This window comes from Vibrio salilacus, assembly GCF_002811245.1.
Classification (GTDB): Bacteria; Pseudomonadota; Gammaproteobacteria; order Enterobacterales; family Vibrionaceae; genus Vibrio; species Vibrio salilacus.
Genome location: NZ_NIVQ01000041.1, coordinates 1 through 16772, shown reverse-complemented (window position 1 = coordinate 16772; position 16772 = coordinate 1). Strand labels below are relative to the sequence as shown.

General features: G+C 42.2%; 20 protein-coding genes. 9 read left to right on the top strand and 11 right to left on the bottom strand.

Annotated elements, in window-relative coordinates; translation table 11 throughout:
- Positions 1 to 39: 39 nt before the first annotated feature.
- Entirely contained in the window at positions 40 to 570 is a 531-nt protein-coding gene (locus CDZ87_RS16125) for an ABC transporter substrate-binding protein (RefSeq protein WP_422641439.1), read from the bottom strand.
- Positions 571 to 819: 249 nt separating this feature from the next.
- Between CDZ87_RS16125 and CDZ87_RS16120 the strand changes: the two genes are divergently transcribed.
- On the top strand, positions 820 to 1527 hold the full coding sequence (locus tag CDZ87_RS16120) for an SDR family oxidoreductase (protein WP_100754437.1): 708 nt from the start codon (positions 820 to 822) through the stop codon (positions 1525 to 1527).
- 6 nt (positions 1528 to 1533) lie between these two features.
- On the opposite strand, the gene CDZ87_RS16115 is transcribed toward CDZ87_RS16120, so the two are convergent.
- A complete protein-coding gene (locus CDZ87_RS16115; RefSeq protein WP_100754436.1) occupies positions 1534 to 1698 on the bottom strand; it encodes a DUF2256 domain-containing protein in 165 nt (54 codons plus the stop codon).
- A 243-nt stretch (positions 1699 to 1941) separates the two neighbouring features.
- Between CDZ87_RS16115 and CDZ87_RS16110 the strand changes: the two genes are divergently transcribed.
- Positions 1942 to 2421 carry a peptide-methionine (S)-S-oxide reductase gene (locus CDZ87_RS16110; RefSeq protein ID WP_100754435.1) on the top strand — a complete coding sequence of 160 codons (480 nt, stop codon included), beginning with the start codon at positions 1942 to 1944 and terminating at the stop codon, positions 2419 to 2421.
- 17 nt (positions 2422 to 2438) lie between these two features.
- On the opposite strand, the gene CDZ87_RS16105 is transcribed toward CDZ87_RS16110, so the two are convergent.
- Together CDZ87_RS16105 and CDZ87_RS16100 are read right to left on the bottom strand one after the other, a co-directional pair.
- On the bottom strand, positions 2439 to 3128 hold the full coding sequence (locus CDZ87_RS16105) for a flavin reductase family protein (RefSeq protein WP_100754434.1): 690 nt from the start codon (positions 3126 to 3128) through the stop codon (positions 2439 to 2441).
- A gap of 72 nt (positions 3129 to 3200) precedes the next feature.
- Positions 3201 to 3683 (bottom strand): fasciclin domain-containing protein, encoded by a 483-nt coding sequence (locus CDZ87_RS16100; protein WP_245834743.1) that lies wholly within the window; start codon positions 3681 to 3683, stop codon positions 3201 to 3203.
- 291 nt (positions 3684 to 3974) lie between these two features.
- On the opposite strand from CDZ87_RS16100, the gene CDZ87_RS16095 reads away from it, so the two are divergent.
- Positions 3975 to 4850, top strand: coding sequence for an AEC family transporter (locus tag CDZ87_RS16095; RefSeq protein WP_100754432.1), 876 nt, complete (start codon positions 3975 to 3977; stop codon positions 4848 to 4850).
- Here CDZ87_RS16095 and soxR read toward each other — a convergent pair.
- The 5 genes from soxR to CDZ87_RS16070 all read right to left on the bottom strand — a co-directional run bounded on the left by soxR (position 4821) and on the right by CDZ87_RS16070 (position 9613).
- A complete protein-coding gene (gene soxR / locus CDZ87_RS16090) occupies positions 4821 to 5288 on the bottom strand; it encodes a redox-sensitive transcriptional activator SoxR (RefSeq protein ID WP_100754431.1) in 468 nt (155 codons plus the stop codon). The genes CDZ87_RS16095 and soxR overlap by 30 nt on opposite strands.
- Positions 5289 to 5563: 275 nt before the next feature.
- Positions 5564 to 7477 (bottom strand): methyl-accepting chemotaxis protein, encoded by a 1914-nt coding sequence (locus tag CDZ87_RS16085; protein ID WP_100754430.1) that lies wholly within the window; start codon positions 7475 to 7477, stop codon positions 5564 to 5566.
- Between the two features lie 389 nt (positions 7478 to 7866).
- A complete protein-coding gene (locus CDZ87_RS16080; RefSeq protein WP_100754429.1) occupies positions 7867 to 8157 on the bottom strand; it encodes a YkgJ family cysteine cluster protein in 291 nt (96 codons plus the stop codon).
- Between the two features lie 206 nt (positions 8158 to 8363).
- Positions 8364 to 8843 (bottom strand): YehS family protein, encoded by a 480-nt coding sequence (locus tag CDZ87_RS16075; RefSeq protein ID WP_100754428.1) that lies wholly within the window; start codon positions 8841 to 8843, stop codon positions 8364 to 8366.
- Positions 8844 to 9097: 254 nt separating this feature from the next.
- Positions 9098 to 9613 carry a lipocalin family protein gene (locus CDZ87_RS16070; protein ID WP_100754427.1) on the bottom strand — a complete coding sequence of 172 codons (516 nt, stop codon included), beginning with the start codon at positions 9611 to 9613 and terminating at the stop codon, positions 9098 to 9100.
- A 333-nt stretch (positions 9614 to 9946) separates the two neighbouring features.
- On the opposite strand from CDZ87_RS16070, the gene CDZ87_RS16060 reads away from it, so the two are divergent.
- From CDZ87_RS16060 to CDZ87_RS16045, 4 genes are all read left to right on the top strand, one after another.
- Entirely contained in the window at positions 9947 to 10153 is a 207-nt protein-coding gene (locus tag CDZ87_RS16060) for a hypothetical protein (protein WP_100754425.1), read from the top strand.
- Positions 10154 to 10450: 297 nt separating this feature from the next.
- A complete protein-coding gene (locus CDZ87_RS17395) occupies positions 10451 to 10777 on the top strand; it encodes a hypothetical protein (RefSeq protein WP_245834742.1) in 327 nt (108 codons plus the stop codon).
- Between the two features lie 106 nt (positions 10778 to 10883).
- Positions 10884 to 11162 carry a hypothetical protein gene (locus CDZ87_RS17390; protein WP_245834745.1) on the top strand — a complete coding sequence of 93 codons (279 nt, stop codon included), beginning with the start codon at positions 10884 to 10886 and terminating at the stop codon, positions 11160 to 11162.
- Between the two features lie 134 nt (positions 11163 to 11296).
- Positions 11297 to 11878 carry a hypothetical protein gene (locus CDZ87_RS16045; RefSeq protein ID WP_100754424.1) on the top strand — a complete coding sequence of 194 codons (582 nt, stop codon included), beginning with the start codon at positions 11297 to 11299 and terminating at the stop codon, positions 11876 to 11878.
- A gap of 185 nt (positions 11879 to 12063) precedes the next feature.
- Here CDZ87_RS16045 and CDZ87_RS17605 read toward each other — a convergent pair whose 3' ends face one another.
- Positions 12064 to 12165 (bottom strand): hypothetical protein, encoded by a 102-nt coding sequence (locus tag CDZ87_RS17605; protein ID WP_422641440.1) that lies wholly within the window; start codon positions 12163 to 12165, stop codon positions 12064 to 12066.
- A 296-nt stretch (positions 12166 to 12461) separates the two neighbouring features.
- On the opposite strand from CDZ87_RS17605, the gene CDZ87_RS16035 reads away from it, so the two are divergent.
- Both CDZ87_RS16035 and CDZ87_RS16030 read left to right on the top strand, forming a co-directional pair.
- Complete coding sequence (locus CDZ87_RS16035) at positions 12462 to 13412, top strand: tripartite tricarboxylate transporter substrate binding protein (protein WP_100754423.1); 951 nt, start codon at positions 12462 to 12464, stop codon at positions 13410 to 13412.
- Between the two features lie 53 nt (positions 13413 to 13465).
- Positions 13466 to 16225 (top strand): EAL domain-containing protein, encoded by a 2760-nt coding sequence (locus CDZ87_RS16030; RefSeq protein ID WP_100754422.1) that lies wholly within the window; start codon positions 13466 to 13468, stop codon positions 16223 to 16225.
- Here CDZ87_RS16030 and CDZ87_RS17600 read toward each other — a convergent pair.
- The gene (locus CDZ87_RS17600) at positions 16203 to 16451 is read right to left on the bottom strand and encodes a hypothetical protein (protein WP_422641438.1); all 249 of its coding nucleotides are present in this window, start codon (positions 16449 to 16451) and stop codon (positions 16203 to 16205) included. The two genes, CDZ87_RS16030 and CDZ87_RS17600, sit on opposite strands and share 23 nt — an antisense overlap.
- Positions 16452 to 16772: the final 321 nt, after the last annotated feature.

Genomic DNA, 16772 nt, shown 5'->3' with positions numbered 1-16772 from the left:
TATAGTACCTCCGAATAGAGGTACCATTAGATCAGAAATTTAATTAAATTGGTATAATGCCGGAACAAGCTCTTTGTCAGACAGATAGACTTTCTCAACTGTTAGTTCGCGTAAGTCACTACCAATCAGCACAGAGTCAAAATAGAACTCACTCGCCGACCCTTTAACAATACCCACTCGTTTATCTTTTAATTGAGCAACGGATTGAATTTTTGACGGACCTAAGCTGAGTAATTTGAGGTCATTATCCGACTCAACGAAACTCGCCAGAAGTAAGATATCATCCCGCTTGAAGCTCTTAAACATCACCACTGATTCCGAAGCGGTCGCATAATCAACATTGCTATTAAGCATAGAATCAGCGCAACTTACCCCGCTTGAGCAAGGCAACAATGCTACATTGAGTCCGAATTGCTTAAACAGGCCCAGTTGCTCGGCGACAAAAAACGGTGAAGAGAGCGGCGTCAATGAGACTCCAACCTTGACTTGATCCGATGCAATGGTCATCGGCATTTTCCGTTGATAGAAGTAGAGTGCCGATGTCGCCAGCACAACAATAACACTCCACATCAATCCGTTTCTCTTTGACCACACCTGCATCTGACCACGCCCAAACCTAAGAAACCTAGCTCATATAAATCTAGACCACTATTGCCTTAAGCTAAATTTGATAGCCGATTGGGCCCGATAAACATTGAGAATCTTGCTATTGATCACACATCTTGGTCTATATTGAGTCGTCTAGGCCTTTTTTTCGTAACTAACCACAATCCAAGTTCATTTGAACGACAGGTTCTTACATCAGATTGAGACATAAAAATGAAAATATTAATCATTGGTGGGCATGGCGGTATAGGCAATGCCATTTTACTGCTTTGCCAGCAACGTTACCCTAGCGCTGAGTTACACGCGACCTATCGACAAACCCGACCTCAGTCGCAACCTGATGAGGTGACTTGGCATCAGGTCGATGTCAGCGACGAAAGCCAAGTACATAAGTTAAGCGAACAGTTCACTCACATTGACTGGATAATAAACTGTGTTGGATTTTTGCATAACAAGCATCAAGGCCCAGAGAAAAGTTTAGCGAGTGTATCGAGCGACTTCTTTAGTGAAAACATCCGGCGTAATACACTACCAACGTTGTTACTGAGCAAGTACTTTACTCCAATACTGAAACGCAGTGAGGCGGGTAAGATGGCAATACTTTCAGCCAAAGTAGGTAGTATTAAGGACAATCGATTAGGCGGATGGTATAGCTATCGCGCCTCAAAAGCGGCGCTCAATATGATTGTAAAAACAGTGTCCATTGAATGGCAACGCACCTGCCGAAAGGCAACCATTATTGCCCTCCACCCCGGAACAACAGACACTGCGCTGTCAAAACCATTTCAAGCCAATGTACCAACGGGCAAACTTTTCACTCCAGGCGATGTCGCGCGTGATCTCATTGCCATTATAGAGCGCAGTACGCCAGAGCATAGTGGCCGATTTTATAGCTACAGCGGTGAGGAATTACCTTGGTAATCTGGGCTAGCTGATAGTATCTAAAGGCTGAGCACCAACTGACCGACAGCGTTTTGAACAATAACGTACCTCATCCCAACAGCGCTGCCACTTTTTACGCCAACTAAAGGGCCGCTGACAAGCAGCACAAATTTTCTTAGGTAAGTGCTGCTTTTTTACTTTATTCGGCATACTAAATCTCTAAGTATGGTGAAAAACTATTAGTCCAATTTTTAATCTCAATCAGACACCTTACCATACTTTTATTCGCTTATTTTTTGCCCATCAGTACTCTGTTACGCAGTAATCCTCGCTTGAGAGCAAAATGCCAACTCAAAAACAGTATAATCAACGCCCTTTGGCCCGGGTGGACTAGCCCCTTAAACAGAGGCAATATACCAAGCGTTCCGTGATTGAATAATAGGGAAGACTAAAATGCAACAAGAGGTCTATTTTGCGGGTGGATGTTTGTGGGGCGTACAAGAGTTTTTCAAACACCTACCAGGGATTGTCAATACCGAAGCGGGAAGAGCCAATGGCACCAGTAACTCGACTCAAGCAGAGTACGATGGCTATGCGGAATGCGTCAAAACAATATTCAATAGTGACGTCATTTCACTCGAGCAGCTCATCGACCATTTGTTTGAAATCATCGACCCTTACAGCGTCAATCAGCAAGGACAAGATATTGGTGAAAAGTACCGAACAGGTATCTATAGTCATAACCAGCATCATATTGCCAAAGCTAAAGCGCATATTCTCGACCGACCAGACGCCGACAAGATTACCGTTGAAGTGCTAGCGCTCACCAACTACGTTAAAAGTGATGATGAACACCAAGACAGATTAACACGTTTTCCTAATGATTATTGTCATATCCCAATCGATCTGTTACACAAATATCGATCTAACTAGCAGGCACAATGATTACCTTAAGAGAACTTATTGTGGTCTCTCGGCCATTGACTCTTTGCGCCGTTAACCGTTAGCGGCGACAGCTTTTTATCAGGCTTTGCATACTCGAGGCGAAATAAGCGCTGAGTCGTATGATAACTATCAAGTCCACTTAGGGTGACTAAATCCATCGCTTCAACATCGAGATATCCATCCGCTTTTAATGCGTCCAAAGGAAGATGTATCTGTTCAACTTGGCCAACCACCATTTCAGTCTTGTTCACCTTAATCGTATGATGCTCTTTGAGAGTTAACGCCATTTTAAGCTCGCTCTCCAACACAAACGGGGCATCGAAACCGGTTTCGAACTGTGGGGTTAAGCCAACAGCATCAAATTCACTTTGTTGCTTAGCGTAACGTGCTGAAGTTTGGTGCGCCAAAGGTGCAAAGTCAGCAGCAACCGAATTGAGGGTAAATACGCCAGTCTGGAGAATATTCTCTAAGGTGTGACGCTCAACAGAATTGGGACGGCTGATAAACCCTAACAGGGGAGGGTTTGACCCAATATGAATGACAGAGCTGACTATCGAAAGATTTGTTTGTCCTTGCGCGTCAATAGTGCCGACCAAGTTGGCACTTTTGAAACCGCTTAAACTGTTAATAAGCCTCGCGCGGTAGCGGCTCTCCATTTGTGCAAGCTGTTCACTGGTCAATTTGCGTTGTTGCATAGCTTTTCCCTATAAATAAAACAAGGGCAAAGCGCCTTGCTTTGCCCAAGATTAACCATAATGTTGTTCGAATTATTTAGGCAGCATCACGTTATCAATCACATGAATCACACCATTGCTCGCCTTAACATCTGTCGCTACAACATTGGCATTATCAACCACCACCTTGCCATCCACTACTTTGACTGTGATAGCCTGACCTTGCACGGTAGTCGCTTTGTCTAACTTGACGACATCCGCTGCCATAACTTTTCCAGCCACCACGTGATACGTCAACACAGCAATTAACTTTTCTTTATTTTCAGGCATCAGTAGTGATTCAACTGTGCCTTCGGGCAATTTGGCGAACGCATCGTCAGTTGGAGCAAACACGGTAAAAGGACCATCGCCCTTCAAGGTATCGACTAAACCTGCCGCCTTGACGGCTGCAACGAGTGTGTTGAAAGAACCATTCTCTACAGCGACATCAACGATATCGGCTTTCATTCCATGGTTATGAGCTTGCACTGGTAGAACAAAAGCGAAAAGTGCAAATAGAGCGGTAACTAGCGACATTGTGTATTTAAACATGATTCCTTCCTTTGTTTTTTCAGGCCAAGCCCTGTTAGGCTTAGCGTTGATTCAAAACCTGTTACGCTGACTTGCGCACAATCGATCACCGACTTCGAAGACCAAGAAGTAAGTATCTTTGTTAGAGGGCCTTTAAATACCCTTGGTGTTAATTACAGTAACTAGGTTTGTTAAAATCGTGATAAGACGTCGATCATTGGTCACTATGACGCTGTTTTAATGCACAAAAATCAGGTAATTTGATTGTTAACAATAACAATTACATCAGGGTGAGGCATGTTAGAACAAGTGGTCGGGATACTGTTTCCAGTCTTTGCATTAGTGACCGTTGGCTTTTGTGTGGGAAAGTGGCTCAAACCTGATTTTCAACCCATAAACCGTATTAACATGGACACCTTTACCCCTGCATTGGTGTTCTCATCGCTTGTGTTGATGCCACTTGATACAGAACAAGCGCCTCTGCTCTCGGCCTCTTTTGTCGCGGTACTACTTCCTGGGTTAATCATGATCCCGCTGTGTAAGCTTTCTGGACTGAGCTTTAAAGCTTGGGCGCCACCCCACATGTTTCGCAACAGCGGTAACCTTGCCATTCCCCTTTTTACTTATACGTTTGGTGACAGTGCACTGGCTTCGGCAGTACTGCTGTTTGTTGTGTCGGCCTGTATTCATATTAGCATAGGCCTTGCATTATTAAGTGAAGGTAACCCATTTAAGAAGATCATCAAAATGCCGATTTTCCTTGCCGCCATTGCCGCGTTAGTCATTAACCTTGGCGGATTTTCCGTGTGGGCGCCGCTCTACGAAGCCACCGCGCTACTCGGGCAAGCGGCGGTCCCCGTCATGTTACTCTCACTCGGCGCTCAAATGTGTCATCTGCGTCTAAGTGGCTTGAAAGTCGGTTTACTCTGCACCTTGCAATCGTTATTAACTGGCGCCATTGCGTTTGCGGTCATCTATTGGTTTATTCCGCTGCCAACCTTGCAATTGCAAATGATGGTTCTGTTTACTATGCTGCCACCCGCGGTCATGAACTACCTGTTCGCAGAACGCTTTAATATTGAACCGGCGAAAGTCGCTTCGATGGTTCTGTTTGGTAATTTTTTTAGCATCCTAACCTTGCCACTATTGCTCGGGTTTGCTTTGTCCTTGTAACCACTCTTCCGGATGAGTAAGCATGGTTTTTCCTTGGAAAGTTTCAGCACGAATATCTTTTGGGTTATAGATAGCGCATGACTCCATTGATAAGCAACCGCAACCAATACAGCCACCGAGATCTTGTTGTAAGGCTTGCAGTTGCAAAATTCTGTGTTCTAACATCTGTTTCCAACCTGAAGCCATCTGTTCCCATTCTCGTCGACTCGGGGCCTTATGTTTGGGCAAATGTGCTAACGACTTCACGATCTCTTCTAACGTTAATCCAACCTCTTGCGCAGCTTTAATCACAGCTATTCGGCGTAATACACTGCGATCATAACGACGCTGATTACCTTGATTACGCCAACTATGAATTAACCCTTTTTGCTCATAAAAATGCAGCGCAGATACTTTGACTCCAGCGCGCTTTGCCACCGCACCAACACTCAAATCCATATTTGTCCCTCGGTGTTAAACACCCTTTTCCTTAAGTTAAGTTAACTTGAGCTTTTAGATTAACAGTAAGTGAGTAATTTTGCATAAGGAAAGCACAATAGGGGAAGAGACTGCGAAGCCAAATAACCCATCGCATTCAGCACTATTTGAGCGAAATATTTTGATAGTATTGGATTGGGTTATTAATGATTAGCACTTTTCTCTACTTCAGAGTCACATAGCTACAACGTCAAAAAGGCGCTCAAGGCGCCTTTGATTACCATATAGATTTTGGTTTAACTAAGCTTAAAACGCCTTACAATATCAGTGAGTGTTTGGTTCATCGTTGAAATGGTTTGCGCCTCTTCTAGCGCTTGCTGACCATTGCTGTCTAGCTCACCAACGATATCGTTAATGGCCGACATGTTGCGACTAAGCTCTTGGGTAACACTACTTTGCTCTTCTGCGGCTGTGGCAATTTGAGTACTGAGGTCATTAATATCGGTGACAAATTGGGCCATCACATCAAGACTACCGGCCACTTCGACAGCACCTTCAGCGGTTTGAGCGCATTTCTGCTTGGTCGTTTCCATCGAACTCACAACTGACTGACTGCCACGTTGCAAACTCGCTAGCGCCGTTTCTATCTCTTCAGTGCTAGTCTTAGTACGGCTGGCCAAATTCCGAACTTCATCTGCAACTACCGCAAAACCTCGCCCCTGTTCACCTGCACGCGCAGCTTCGATAGCAGCATTGAGCGCAAGCAAGTTGGTTTGCTCGGCAATATCACCGATAACGCCTAAGATAGTGTTGATATCATCCGTTTCTGACGCCATCTTATTGACATTTTCAGAGGCAGCACTAACATCATCGACCAGTTCTTGCACATTGGTTTGGGCTTGAATAACTGTTCGTTTTGACTCGCTGCTGGCCTCACTCGCTTTATTGGTCAATTCTGCCGTGTTAGCCGCGTCAGTTGCCATTGAGTCTGCCGTTGAATTCATCTCTTCAATAGCCGTGACCACTTGCTCTGTCTCTTGGACGTGGTTTTGTAATATGATGCTATTGCGTTGGCTTTGGTCCTTCATTCGGTCGACGTTCTCATTGAGATGGTCCGTGACCTGACGAATTTCTAACATCATAGACTGCAAGCTTTCAATAAAGGCGTTAACCCCTTGCGAAATCTGCCCGAGATCATCGTTGGTTTTCACTTCAATTCTTTGGGTGAGATCGCCATTGCCTTGGCTCAAGCCAACAATCGTCTCTTTCAGTACCAAAATTGGGCGATAGAGGACACGGAGTATGATTAACGCTATTACGATACTAACAAAGGTAGCAATCAGAGCCGTAATCACTGCATTGCGCTTGGCTGCGAAAAGATCAGCAAATACAGTTTCTTTATCTAAGCCAACCAACAAGTACCAACTTCTATCGGCCACTTTAATTTGATGTGCGAAAAACAATTTTTCTCTGTCTGCGACATTCAATTCAAACTGACTCTTCTCATTACCTAAAACTTGTCTAGCTGCGCTATTAAGCCAAGAATAACGCTCAGCTTTCTCTCCCGCTTTTATATCTCGCATCGAGGAAGCCAATATCGTACCGTCGTGGTTCAAAATAAGCGCTGTTTTACCAGTAACTTGATTAGCGGATTTGACGATATCATTTAAAAAACCTAGCTGCATATCAGCTGAAATCATACCACTAAATGTTTTGCGTACAATCGACACCCAGTAAACGCTTGTGTCATCAGAATCTGGATACGGCTCTGTGACACTAGTGGATGTGGCCTGACGCCCTGCCTGATACCAACCACGAGTCGTCACATCACCATCAAATATGTGATTGGGCCAAGTTGCACCGGTTTGATTCCAGTAGGCATCACCATTAGTAAACGCCACCACTGCACTGTTCAAATTTATCGCTGCTGCTATTGTGTGCGTCATAGCGATAAAGTCTTGTGGCTCACCAACAATAGGATCGTTTTGAAAACGCTGACCGAGTTTTTCAATCCCCGACACTTTCTCATGTAAGCGAGCCGCGATTTGCCCAGCTTCCGCGTTAACGTAATTTTGGTTGCTGTTGGTAATCAAGTCAACTAGAGTATCACGCTGCTTAACGTAAGCGACGTAACTCGATGTAGAGACTGAAACCACAACCAAAGCGATAATTGAAATAAGCAGTAGCGTCTTAAATCCTAAGTTTCGCATTACTCATCATTCCTTATGCAATTTTAATATGTGCCAGAGACAATAACTATGTATCAGTAGAGCCAAATTAAACTTTATTATTTAATCTGTAATTTATTGTGGCCGTTAACTGGGAAAAATCCAACTCTAGTATGGAACTATTGTTAATTAGTGATGTTGATGCTGCAAATAAGCACTGCTTACAAGAGAGATTAAACAATGCACAACATGGTGGACGTCAACTCAAGTAGAGAATCGCCGCTTAAACATCGAACCAATGGCATAAGACGGTTGGGGGGGATTTGAGAAAGACTAGAACCGACTTTCTGCCACTTGGAGCCAACTAAGTTTTTAGACTATCAATATTGATCCAAACATCTGTGTTTTAGCAATCAGATCTGGCGTTATGTTTATAAAAACTTCACTCTTTCATCGATGCATTCATAAGATCCCATTTCAAATTCACGACATATCCAAGGCCTATTTTCGTAAATAGAACACATCAGTGTTTCTCTATCTAAAGCCGCGCACCAACCATCATTTAACCGTCTCATTGTCTCGCCACCATATTGGTCACGTAAGATAAACTCTTCAGGTACGCCCGTGTCTGAAATAATCATAACTTCAAGACGACAACAGCACGCTTTGCAGTTTGAGCACGAGACGCCAGAGGGATAAGTGTCTTTAATTGGTATATTCATGGATAATTAATTTTTTACTAATGGGCTGTGATATCTTAAATCGAATACTGCTATCTTAAACTGCTACGAGTCATGCGACTTTTGGACCAAAACACCTAAACTTACAGCGTGTACATTGGAGTTCATCCGATATCACGCGAGAAAACTGCCCTGGAACGTGCGGGTTATCATCACATCCCAGGCGCTTCATTTGCCTTATGAGACTGCTAAGACTCTGATTCGTCGTCATTTGGACGTAATTGACGCTGAAGTCCTAACAAAAAGTTTCGTAGCACTTGATCTTTGCATTCTCGATAGTGCTTATTGTCAGGTTTACGGAAAAACGCACTGAGTTCATGCTTGCTTAAACGAAAATCGATAAGCTGTAACACATCAAGAATATCTTCGGCTTTCATGTTCAACGCAATTCGTAATTTTTGAAATACGATGTTATTGCTCAACTTATCTTCAGGCTTAGGCTGTTCACCTTCGCGTTTGCCACGTTTAAAATTGATAAAACCATTGAGAAATATCGCCAATTCAGTATCGCTAAGTTCGACAAAAGATTCATCGTCTTCTTTTTTAAGCCAGCTAATGAGCTGTGTATCTTTCACATTCAGGTCAGCTAAAAGGAAGATTTCGCTCATTGCGTTATCTTTTAAATCAAAGGTATAGCGTATACGGCGTAAAATATCGTTATTGGTCAAAATAGTTCCTAGTCTTAGGTGAATCCAGTGCTATCAACGCGATTACTGGAATACGTTAATTCTATCAGACATACAGCCTATACCCTACCAATTATGGACTTTATTGCTTGATTCTTAAACAACATATTGAGGTTTAGGCATGGCGCTACTACGGTTAATGGGAGTAGTCAGTTCAGAACGTAGATTCTTGAATTAGTTCCATCGATTTAAGCAACTAAACCGAGTTTGAAATCTGCCTTAAACGCTTGTATGGTTTATTTTTGTTCCACGTATATTAATTGCTCAATATCAAAACCGTTCTGTTCACCCAGTTCTTCAAACCTTTCGATGATATCCGCACTTACACCCGGTGACCGCGATAACAACCAAAGGTAATCATGGTTCGGGCCTGATACAAAAGCATATTCGTAGTTTTCTTTTTCTAGCTCAAAGACCACATATGAACCATAAAATGGTCCAAAAAACGACACTTTCAAATACCCTTCGTCAGGGCTGTTAACGAAATATGCTTTACCTTCCGCTTCTTTCCATTCTTGGGTTGCAGCGGAATAACCACGGTTAAGCACCGAAACGCCGCCATCTTTACGCAATTTGTATTCGGCAGTGACCTGACTCAAGCCACGTTCAAAGGAGTGATCTAAGCGAGCTATTTCGTACCACTTACCTAAATAATAATTAAGCTTAAAACTCTTAACTGGTTGTATTGTTTGAGGCATACCTAAACAACCACCTAGCAATACTAACACTATGAACAGAAGTACTTTTCTCATGACTTTCTCCGTAAGAACATCGCCCGATTAAGTGGTGAGCCACGCTAGCACAACACTCAATGGGGACGCCGTAAACACTGAACTGAACCCAAACCCAAAATACCAAGCGAGAGGATTCTTCCTTAAACGCTTATATGGTGATTTGTAACACATTGTTTCAGTTTATTAACATCCCACCTAAAAACAAAAAGGCTAAAACCCAACCAAATCCACAGAAAAACAAACTCACTCCGAAAAGAGCACTCCAAGCAACAAGTATGCATGCGAATACAAAAACTTCTAACTAAACTAAACTTATAAATCGCAACTATCAGGAGTCAGGAGTAAAATTGTATGGATGAACTATTTACATTAGCTCTAAAAGTACGTCAAAGAACCCAAGTCACAAGTTTATTTGCAGGTAAAGGCTATAAAATTGCCATGACAGATTTTGATGACGTTATTTTCGAAAAAGCAGGGTCACTAGTTCATGTTCATTTTGATCGTACTTCTTACGCCGAGTCGATTTCATTATTATCTAGCAAACAATATACAAAGTGACCGTATAACCTAGATAAATATGTCGCTAGCAAGTTGATAGTAGATTTATCAGCTAACGCTCTGTTAAGGAGTCAGCAATGCAGTACCGATGCTTCCGCACACACCAACCTAATCACTTAAACCAACGCATGGTGAAAATGCCACGTGTTGCCAATCCCTGTTGAGAATTCTTATACGCGATTCACTAGGTCTCATCAACTCTTAATTAAAATTATAAAAAACTGATTTGTATTAACATTTTCTTTCATAGTCATTATTTCTCACTACATCTCACAGCTCTCCCCCTCCCACAGATATTTGCTTGTTCTGGTAGGCCTTTTAGGTCTACAAGTTTTTGCTTCCGACTCTCAATCTTGGTCGTTCAACGGCACGGATTATGAGCTTAAAACCAGTGATTCAGAAGTGTCAGTTGAAGTGAAAAGACAGCATGAACTGACCACGAAACAAATGAAGTCATTATGTCGTAAAGGGCTTGGTTTAGAGCTTCGCAAAAAATACGAAGACAAGTTGCTTGAAAGTGGTTTCATTCGTGAAACTTTAGATTCGTGGCCATTTACGAGTCTAACTTACAAACTGACCAGTATTCAGTTTTCTTCAGTGAGTAAGAGCCAAGCGCAGTGCTAATGTGAATGATACTGGTTACAAAACCAATCTCCAAACCACAGCGCTGAACTATGCTGTTGCATATTAATCAACAAAGCAATACCAAAACATCAAGCCGATATTACCGTTGATCATCAAAGACCCTAGCGTTGCGATGGATGCGACAGGTTTAGTCACCTTGCTCTTATCTCAATCAGACGTTGCCAAAGCTGAAAGTTATTATCAACAGTATGTCGATGTTCCCGCGATTTCCGACAGTGAAATCAAGCACTGGCTAGCTCAATGGCAGTTTGAGCAAGGGGAACTTGAGGAAAGCTTATTCATCGCAAAGCAGTGCTCAAGCAAAGAATGCGAGCGTTTGGTGAGCGACGCGTTTCTAGTGCTATTAAGAAAATCAATACCATGAGCTCTGATGAGGTATATGAGCACCTTATCAAGAACTTACCTTATAACGAGACTCGCAAATATCTCAAAAAGGTCAACGATAGAATGAAAACCTATCATGCGCAGTCCAACTCAATTATCTAAGAGGAATTGAATATGAAATACCACATTCTCACCGCAGCAATCAGTGCAGTGATCTTATCTGGCTGTGCGAGTCAAAGTGGTTCTGAAGATAAGACGAAAGTGGAAGCTAACAAAGACCGTCATGTGCCTAGTTGGGTACTAAACCCAACTTCAGCGAATGGTTTTGCAGCGTCAAGCTGTGTTACGGCATCAGGTAACTTTTATGTTGATCGTAACCACGCTATCTCTCTAGCGCGTAATACGCTTGCTCAAAACCTTGATATTAAAGTCAGTGTGTTAGAGAAGAACTATCAAAAAATTGATAGCTCAGTTGACGGTCAAACCTCTAGTGCGTCTTTTGAGCAAATCGCTAAGCAAATTACCAACACTTCAATTCAAAAGAGCCAAGTTGAGCAAATATCACTGGTTGAAATTGGCGGTGTAGAACAAATTTGTGCGCTAGTAGCCATGCCAAAGATTGAATCAGAAAAGTTGTTTAACTCTGCTGTAACGGCAAGTACGGACATTGATCCAACGGATAAAGCAGCGCTATACAAAGAGTTTGTAAGCCAAAAGACAAGCAAACAACTTGAGAAACAAGCTGAAGATCTCTAAGTCTATAGGAACATGTTTTCTTGTTGTTAGAGTGAGTTCGAAAAAGTAAAACGACAAGAATAGTGCTGGCGTTTTACTTATTTTTGAGCAATTTTCACGTATTGGCGCAGTAAGCCTGTGAGAGTCGTGACCCACTCAAGGGCATGTGTTTTCGGGGTAACAATCAACAACCGTATCGGATTCTTTTAGTTCTGATAGTTGTCGTTTATGCCCTTTGTGACCTTGTTTAGCCACTCTCGGATTCCGACCACTAGAGCGTTGAGCTTTTTTCGTTCAGCCCGCTCTATGGGCCCACCAGATGATGGTGATTTAGAGGAATGAGTCCTGCTGGTGAACGCTTACATTGCCGAGGCAACTGCCAAGCCGATATGCCAATTGGCAAATACACTCAACATGACTTGGAGCCAGTTACACAAAACACAGCCGCCACGACCTGACAAAGTAAATCATCACCGACCACGTCGATACTCAAGATGGGCAAATAAACCATCATCGTTAATAATTTATCATGATCGCTTGCCGTAGACAGAACCATAAACCGCTCCTAAACTTAGAATATTTCAACAAAATAGGTGGCACGATAATGAGACAGACCAAACAATTAGCTCACCTAGTACTGTGGTTATTAACTTTGATAGTAACAGTACCAACGTTTGCTCAATCTAACTTTCCTACCCAGCCACTGACTATGTTGATTGGTTTTAATCAAGGTGGCAGTACGGATATTCAAGGGCAAGTCCTCGCCAAAGTTCTTTCCGAAAAACTCGGCCAACCCGTTAATATCCTTTATCATCCTGGTGCTGGAGGAGCTTCAGCGGCAGCCATGCTGGCAAACAGTCGCGATCAAGCCTACACTTTTCAATTTGGACTTTCTCTACCTTATACCTTCGCACCGTTAGCAACTCCGGCTTCTTACCAGTTAACCAGCTTTCGATACGTGGCTGGTATTACTCTTGACCAAATTGCTTTAGTCACCGGTCCTAATACTCCATTTGCTACGTGGAATGAGTTTATTACTTATGCCAAAGCTAATCCCGGCTTAGTTTATGCGTCGCAAAACATTCAAGATCGATTCGTGATCAATCGAATCATGCGGCGTGAAGGCATTACATTACGTATTATTCCAACTACCGGAGGAGCGGGTATGGCTCCATTAATCCTTTCTGGGGATGCCGACCTTGCTTTTAGTGGCGGCACACATAGCGCTTATACTGACTCAGGACGGATGCGGGTCCTTGCCAGTTTGGCGGATGAAAGGCTTGTTCATTATCCAGAGGTACCTAACTTAAGAGAACTCGGTTACGACGTAAGTATGCATGCGATCCGTGTAATTACCGTTCCAGCCAATACCCCTGACTATCAAGTCGATATTTTAGCCAAAGCGCTTCAATCAGCGACTCAAGACGCACGATTTAAAAAAGTCACAGAAGAGACGATAAAAATGCCCGTTATATTTATGAATGAAGCCGCATTAATTGAATTATTCAACGCCCAAGTAAAAGAGTACATACCATTAATTTCAGAATCTCAATGAATAGTGCAATAGTCAGAACTATAGAATAATAAAATTATCGGAGAGACATATTAATGCCTTCAAGCTCAGAAATAGGAAAAAAAGTAAAAAAAAACAGGTGGGAACTCAAATTCACTACCCGAATTACTTTTCTATTTGGTTTTCTAAGCTTGTTTACTCTTCTTATTTCCATGTTTTATTCAATACGCACCGCAGAAATAAGTCTGCATTCAGAGATTGAAAATATTTTAGCACAGCGACAAAGAACCGTACAAAATTTAATAGAAAATCGTCTAGATTTATTAGCAGTTTATTTACACACGACTGCATCGAATCAAGTGTTCACTTCATTGACTGGTGATAACTTTGAGTTTAATAACATTGCTGAAGATATGATCTATATGTTTCAAGATTCAGCATTAGGAGCAAACCTTGATATTTTCTTTTTAACCGATTCCTCGGGCAAGGTTTTAATGGATGCAGGACTCCCTTTATACAATATTGAGCCGATGTTAAATTCACTCCGTTCTCCGCTACATTACACAAGTGAATGGACATTAGTGAATAGTCCAAATTTAAGCGCTTTACTGAAAGCTACTCCAATTTTTGACCCCGCGAGTATTCAATTACGAGGTTATATGTTTATTGGTTTGGCGATTGGGCAAAACCGAAGCTTTATTCAGACTCTCGCTGAACGTGCCGATTTAGATGCTCTTTCTATTCATTATCAGCAGGCAAGACTGATTCAATACAGTCCAAGTATCACCCTTCCAGTACGTTCTAGTGAAGAAACAACTTCATCACAGATGCGGGCTTATGAAAATTTATATCTATTAAATGCAGCTCTGAAGGTTAACAATAAAGTATATCCCTTAAACTTAAAAATGGGTATCGACAAGCAGAGATTTACTTCTGTCTCTGAACATTATTGGCAAACGTTCTTTTTGTTATCCGGTGTTTTTTTACTGCTACTGATTCTTGCAGCCTGGCTTTTACATCTAAGTCATAGTCGAGCGATAGGTCAGTTAACTAACTATATTCAAGGCATTCAACAAGGTCTAAGAGTGCGATTTTTCCCTACTGGTATTTATGAATACAATCAAGTTGGGGAAGCGATGCAGCATATGGTGGAGAATCTAAAAATTGCCGCCACAGTATTTGAGTCAGCCGAAGGTATGGTCGTGACTGATGAGAACAAATATATTCTTAGAGTTAACCAAGCATTTACTGACATTACGGGTTATCAAGCAAAAGATGTATTAGGGCATCACATCAAAGTCATTCGATCGGGTCGTCATAATCAAGAGTTTTATGACACCCTTGAATTAAAATTAAAAACTCAAGGTTCATGGCAAGGTGAAATATTAAACAAACGAAAAAATGGTGAAGAATATCTACAATGGACGATGATCACCGCAGTGATGAGTGATAACGATAATGAGATTATTAATTATGTTACCACATTAATTGATATTACCCAACGCAATGCTGCCGAAAGTAAAATAAAGCAATTAGCTTTTTACGATCAATTAACCGGATTGCCCAACCGTCAGTTATTAATGGAGCGTTTAGAATCTGCTCGACTCAATAGCCAAAGAAGTAAACAATATGGTGCGATTTTATATTTAGATTTAGACGATTTTAAAACCCTGAATGATACTCGAGGCCATGATATTGGTGATAAATTTTTAACCTTAGTCAGTCAACGGTTGCTTGATTGTGTACGCAGAACGGATACGGTTGCACGAATCGGCGGTGATGAGTTTGTGATCATTCTTGAACAACTGGATTCGGATTTAGACATTGGGTCTCAACGCGCTGATTCATTGTGCAAAAAAATTCTCGACACATTATCTACACCTTATTATATTAATAATATCGAACATTTTAGCACATTAAGTATCGGTGTTACCCTTTTCCTCGGTGAGACCAAAGGGATTGATGAATTACTCAAACATGCCGACTTGGCCATGTATCAGGCTAAAGGAGCAGGTCGCAATACACATCGATTCTTTAATCCAGAGATGCAAGCCAAGGTATTAGAGCATGCTGCTATGGCCAATGATATTCGCCATGCCTTAACTCGTAATGAGTTCACTTTATACTATCAGCCTCAAGTCACCCATGATGGTAAACTTACGGGCGCTGAAGCCCTCATTCGTTGGCAGCACCCTAAACAGGGAACGATTTCACCGATAGAGTTTATCCCTATTGCTGAAGAGACCGGATTAATTATTCCTTTAGGAGAATGGGTATTAGATCAAGCTTGCCAAGTGCTTGCTGTATGGCAAAACTCACCACTAACCGACTCGCTGGTTCTCGCCATTAATATTAGTGCCAAACAATTCCATCAAACTGGTTTTGTACAGCAAGTTCTAGAAGCGTTGAAACGTTATGAAGCAAACCCTCATCGACTTAAGCTGGAACTCACAGAAAGTATGCTTCATGAAGATCTTGAAGATACCATCACAAAAATGTCGCAACTAAAAAAATATGGGGTGAGTTTTTCTCTCGATGATTTCGGAACGGGTTACTCGTCACTCAACTACTTAAAACGATTACCTTTAGATCAACTCAAAATTGATAAATCTTTTGTGCGTGATTTACTCACCAACAGTCATGATGCGGATATTGCTCGTACGATTGTCTCATTAGCGAAAAGCATGAACTTAGCGGTGATTGCTGAAGGCGTCGAAACACAAGAGCAAAGATTGGCTCTCGCTAGCTACGGTTGTTTGGATTTCCAAGGCTATTTATTTTCTCGCCCTGTTCCTCTCGAAGCCTTTCCATTTGTAACTATTCACCCGAGAGCTATTGACGGCAGTTTAAGCTAAGAACGCTGCCCTTTGATAATCCAATATGATGTTCGACGATTTCACGCAGCCATTTATAAGCAGAGACCTGCTGAAGTTTGGCTGTTTCTATCAGCGAGAACATTCGTTCGCGGAACTGGTCGCCTCGATATGAGCGAGTCACGTAACAACACTTCCTCATCAGTATGTAATTACGGAGAACTCGCTCCGCGGCGTTGTTTGTTAACGGGCACTCGGAGTCGTCCATAAAGCGCCAGACCATAGCATAGCATCATCAGCGATTTGCAAACTAACGCTCAATTAAGTAGCCCGAAACGCACTGGCTCACTTTCCGCATTGCACCATAAACACAAAACCCAACGCAAACCAAAATCGCCGAGCGTTGAGGGTCTGCTTTAATTGTTTGTTCTATTTTACCACAAATGACTGATTTATTTGGCAAAGAACTGCATTCTTGACCGTATTTTCTGAGCCGAATCACACGACAACACTCACTTGGCCGCCAAATGCACGGAACATAAAACGCGTAAGTCCACTTCCCTGCCCAATGAGGCAACCCGACTTCGCT

Bases quoted from the DNA above. Each gene is read 5' to 3' on its own strand.
- CDZ87_RS16125 (WP_422641439.1), bottom strand. From the start codon at position 570: ATGTGGAGTGTTATTGTTGTGCTGGCGACATCGGCACTCTACTTCTAT.
- CDZ87_RS16120 (WP_100754437.1), top strand. From the start codon at position 820: ATGAAAATATTAATCATTGGTGGGCATGGCGGTATAGGCAATGCCATT.
- CDZ87_RS16115 (WP_100754436.1), bottom strand. From the start codon at position 1,698: ATGCCGAATAAAGTAAAAAAGCAGCACTTACCTAAGAAAATTTGTGCT.
- CDZ87_RS16110 (WP_100754435.1), top strand. From the start codon at position 1,942: ATGCAACAAGAGGTCTATTTTGCGGGTGGATGTTTGTGGGGCGTACAA.
- CDZ87_RS16105 (WP_100754434.1), bottom strand. From the start codon at position 3,128: ATGCAACAACGCAAATTGACCAGTGAACAGCTTGCACAAATGGAGAGC.
- CDZ87_RS16100 (WP_245834743.1), bottom strand. From the start codon at position 3,683: ATGTCGCTAGTTACCGCTCTATTTGCACTTTTCGCTTTTGTTCTACCA.
- CDZ87_RS16095 (WP_100754432.1), top strand. From the start codon at position 3,975: ATGTTAGAACAAGTGGTCGGGATACTGTTTCCAGTCTTTGCATTAGTG.
- soxR (WP_100754431.1), bottom strand. From the start codon at position 5,288: ATGGATTTGAGTGTTGGTGCGGTGGCAAAGCGCGCTGGAGTCAAAGTA.
- CDZ87_RS16085 (WP_100754430.1), bottom strand. From the start codon at position 7,477: ATGCGAAACTTAGGATTTAAGACGCTACTGCTTATTTCAATTATCGCT.
- CDZ87_RS16080 (WP_100754429.1), bottom strand. From the start codon at position 8,157: ATGAATATACCAATTAAAGACACTTATCCCTCTGGCGTCTCGTGCTCA.
- CDZ87_RS16070 (WP_100754427.1), bottom strand. From the start codon at position 9,613: ATGAGAAAAGTACTTCTGTTCATAGTGTTAGTATTGCTAGGTGGTTGT.
- CDZ87_RS16060 (WP_100754425.1), top strand. From the start codon at position 9,947: ATGGATGAACTATTTACATTAGCTCTAAAAGTACGTCAAAGAACCCAA.
- CDZ87_RS16045 (WP_100754424.1), top strand. From the start codon at position 11,297: ATGAAATACCACATTCTCACCGCAGCAATCAGTGCAGTGATCTTATCT.
- CDZ87_RS16035 (WP_100754423.1), top strand. From the start codon at position 12,462: ATGAGACAGACCAAACAATTAGCTCACCTAGTACTGTGGTTATTAACT.
- CDZ87_RS16030 (WP_100754422.1), top strand. From the start codon at position 13,466: ATGCCTTCAAGCTCAGAAATAGGAAAAAAAGTAAAAAAAAACAGGTGG.
- CDZ87_RS17600 (WP_422641438.1), bottom strand. From the start codon at position 16,451: ATGGACGACTCCGAGTGCCCGTTAACAAACAACGCCGCGGAGCGAGTT.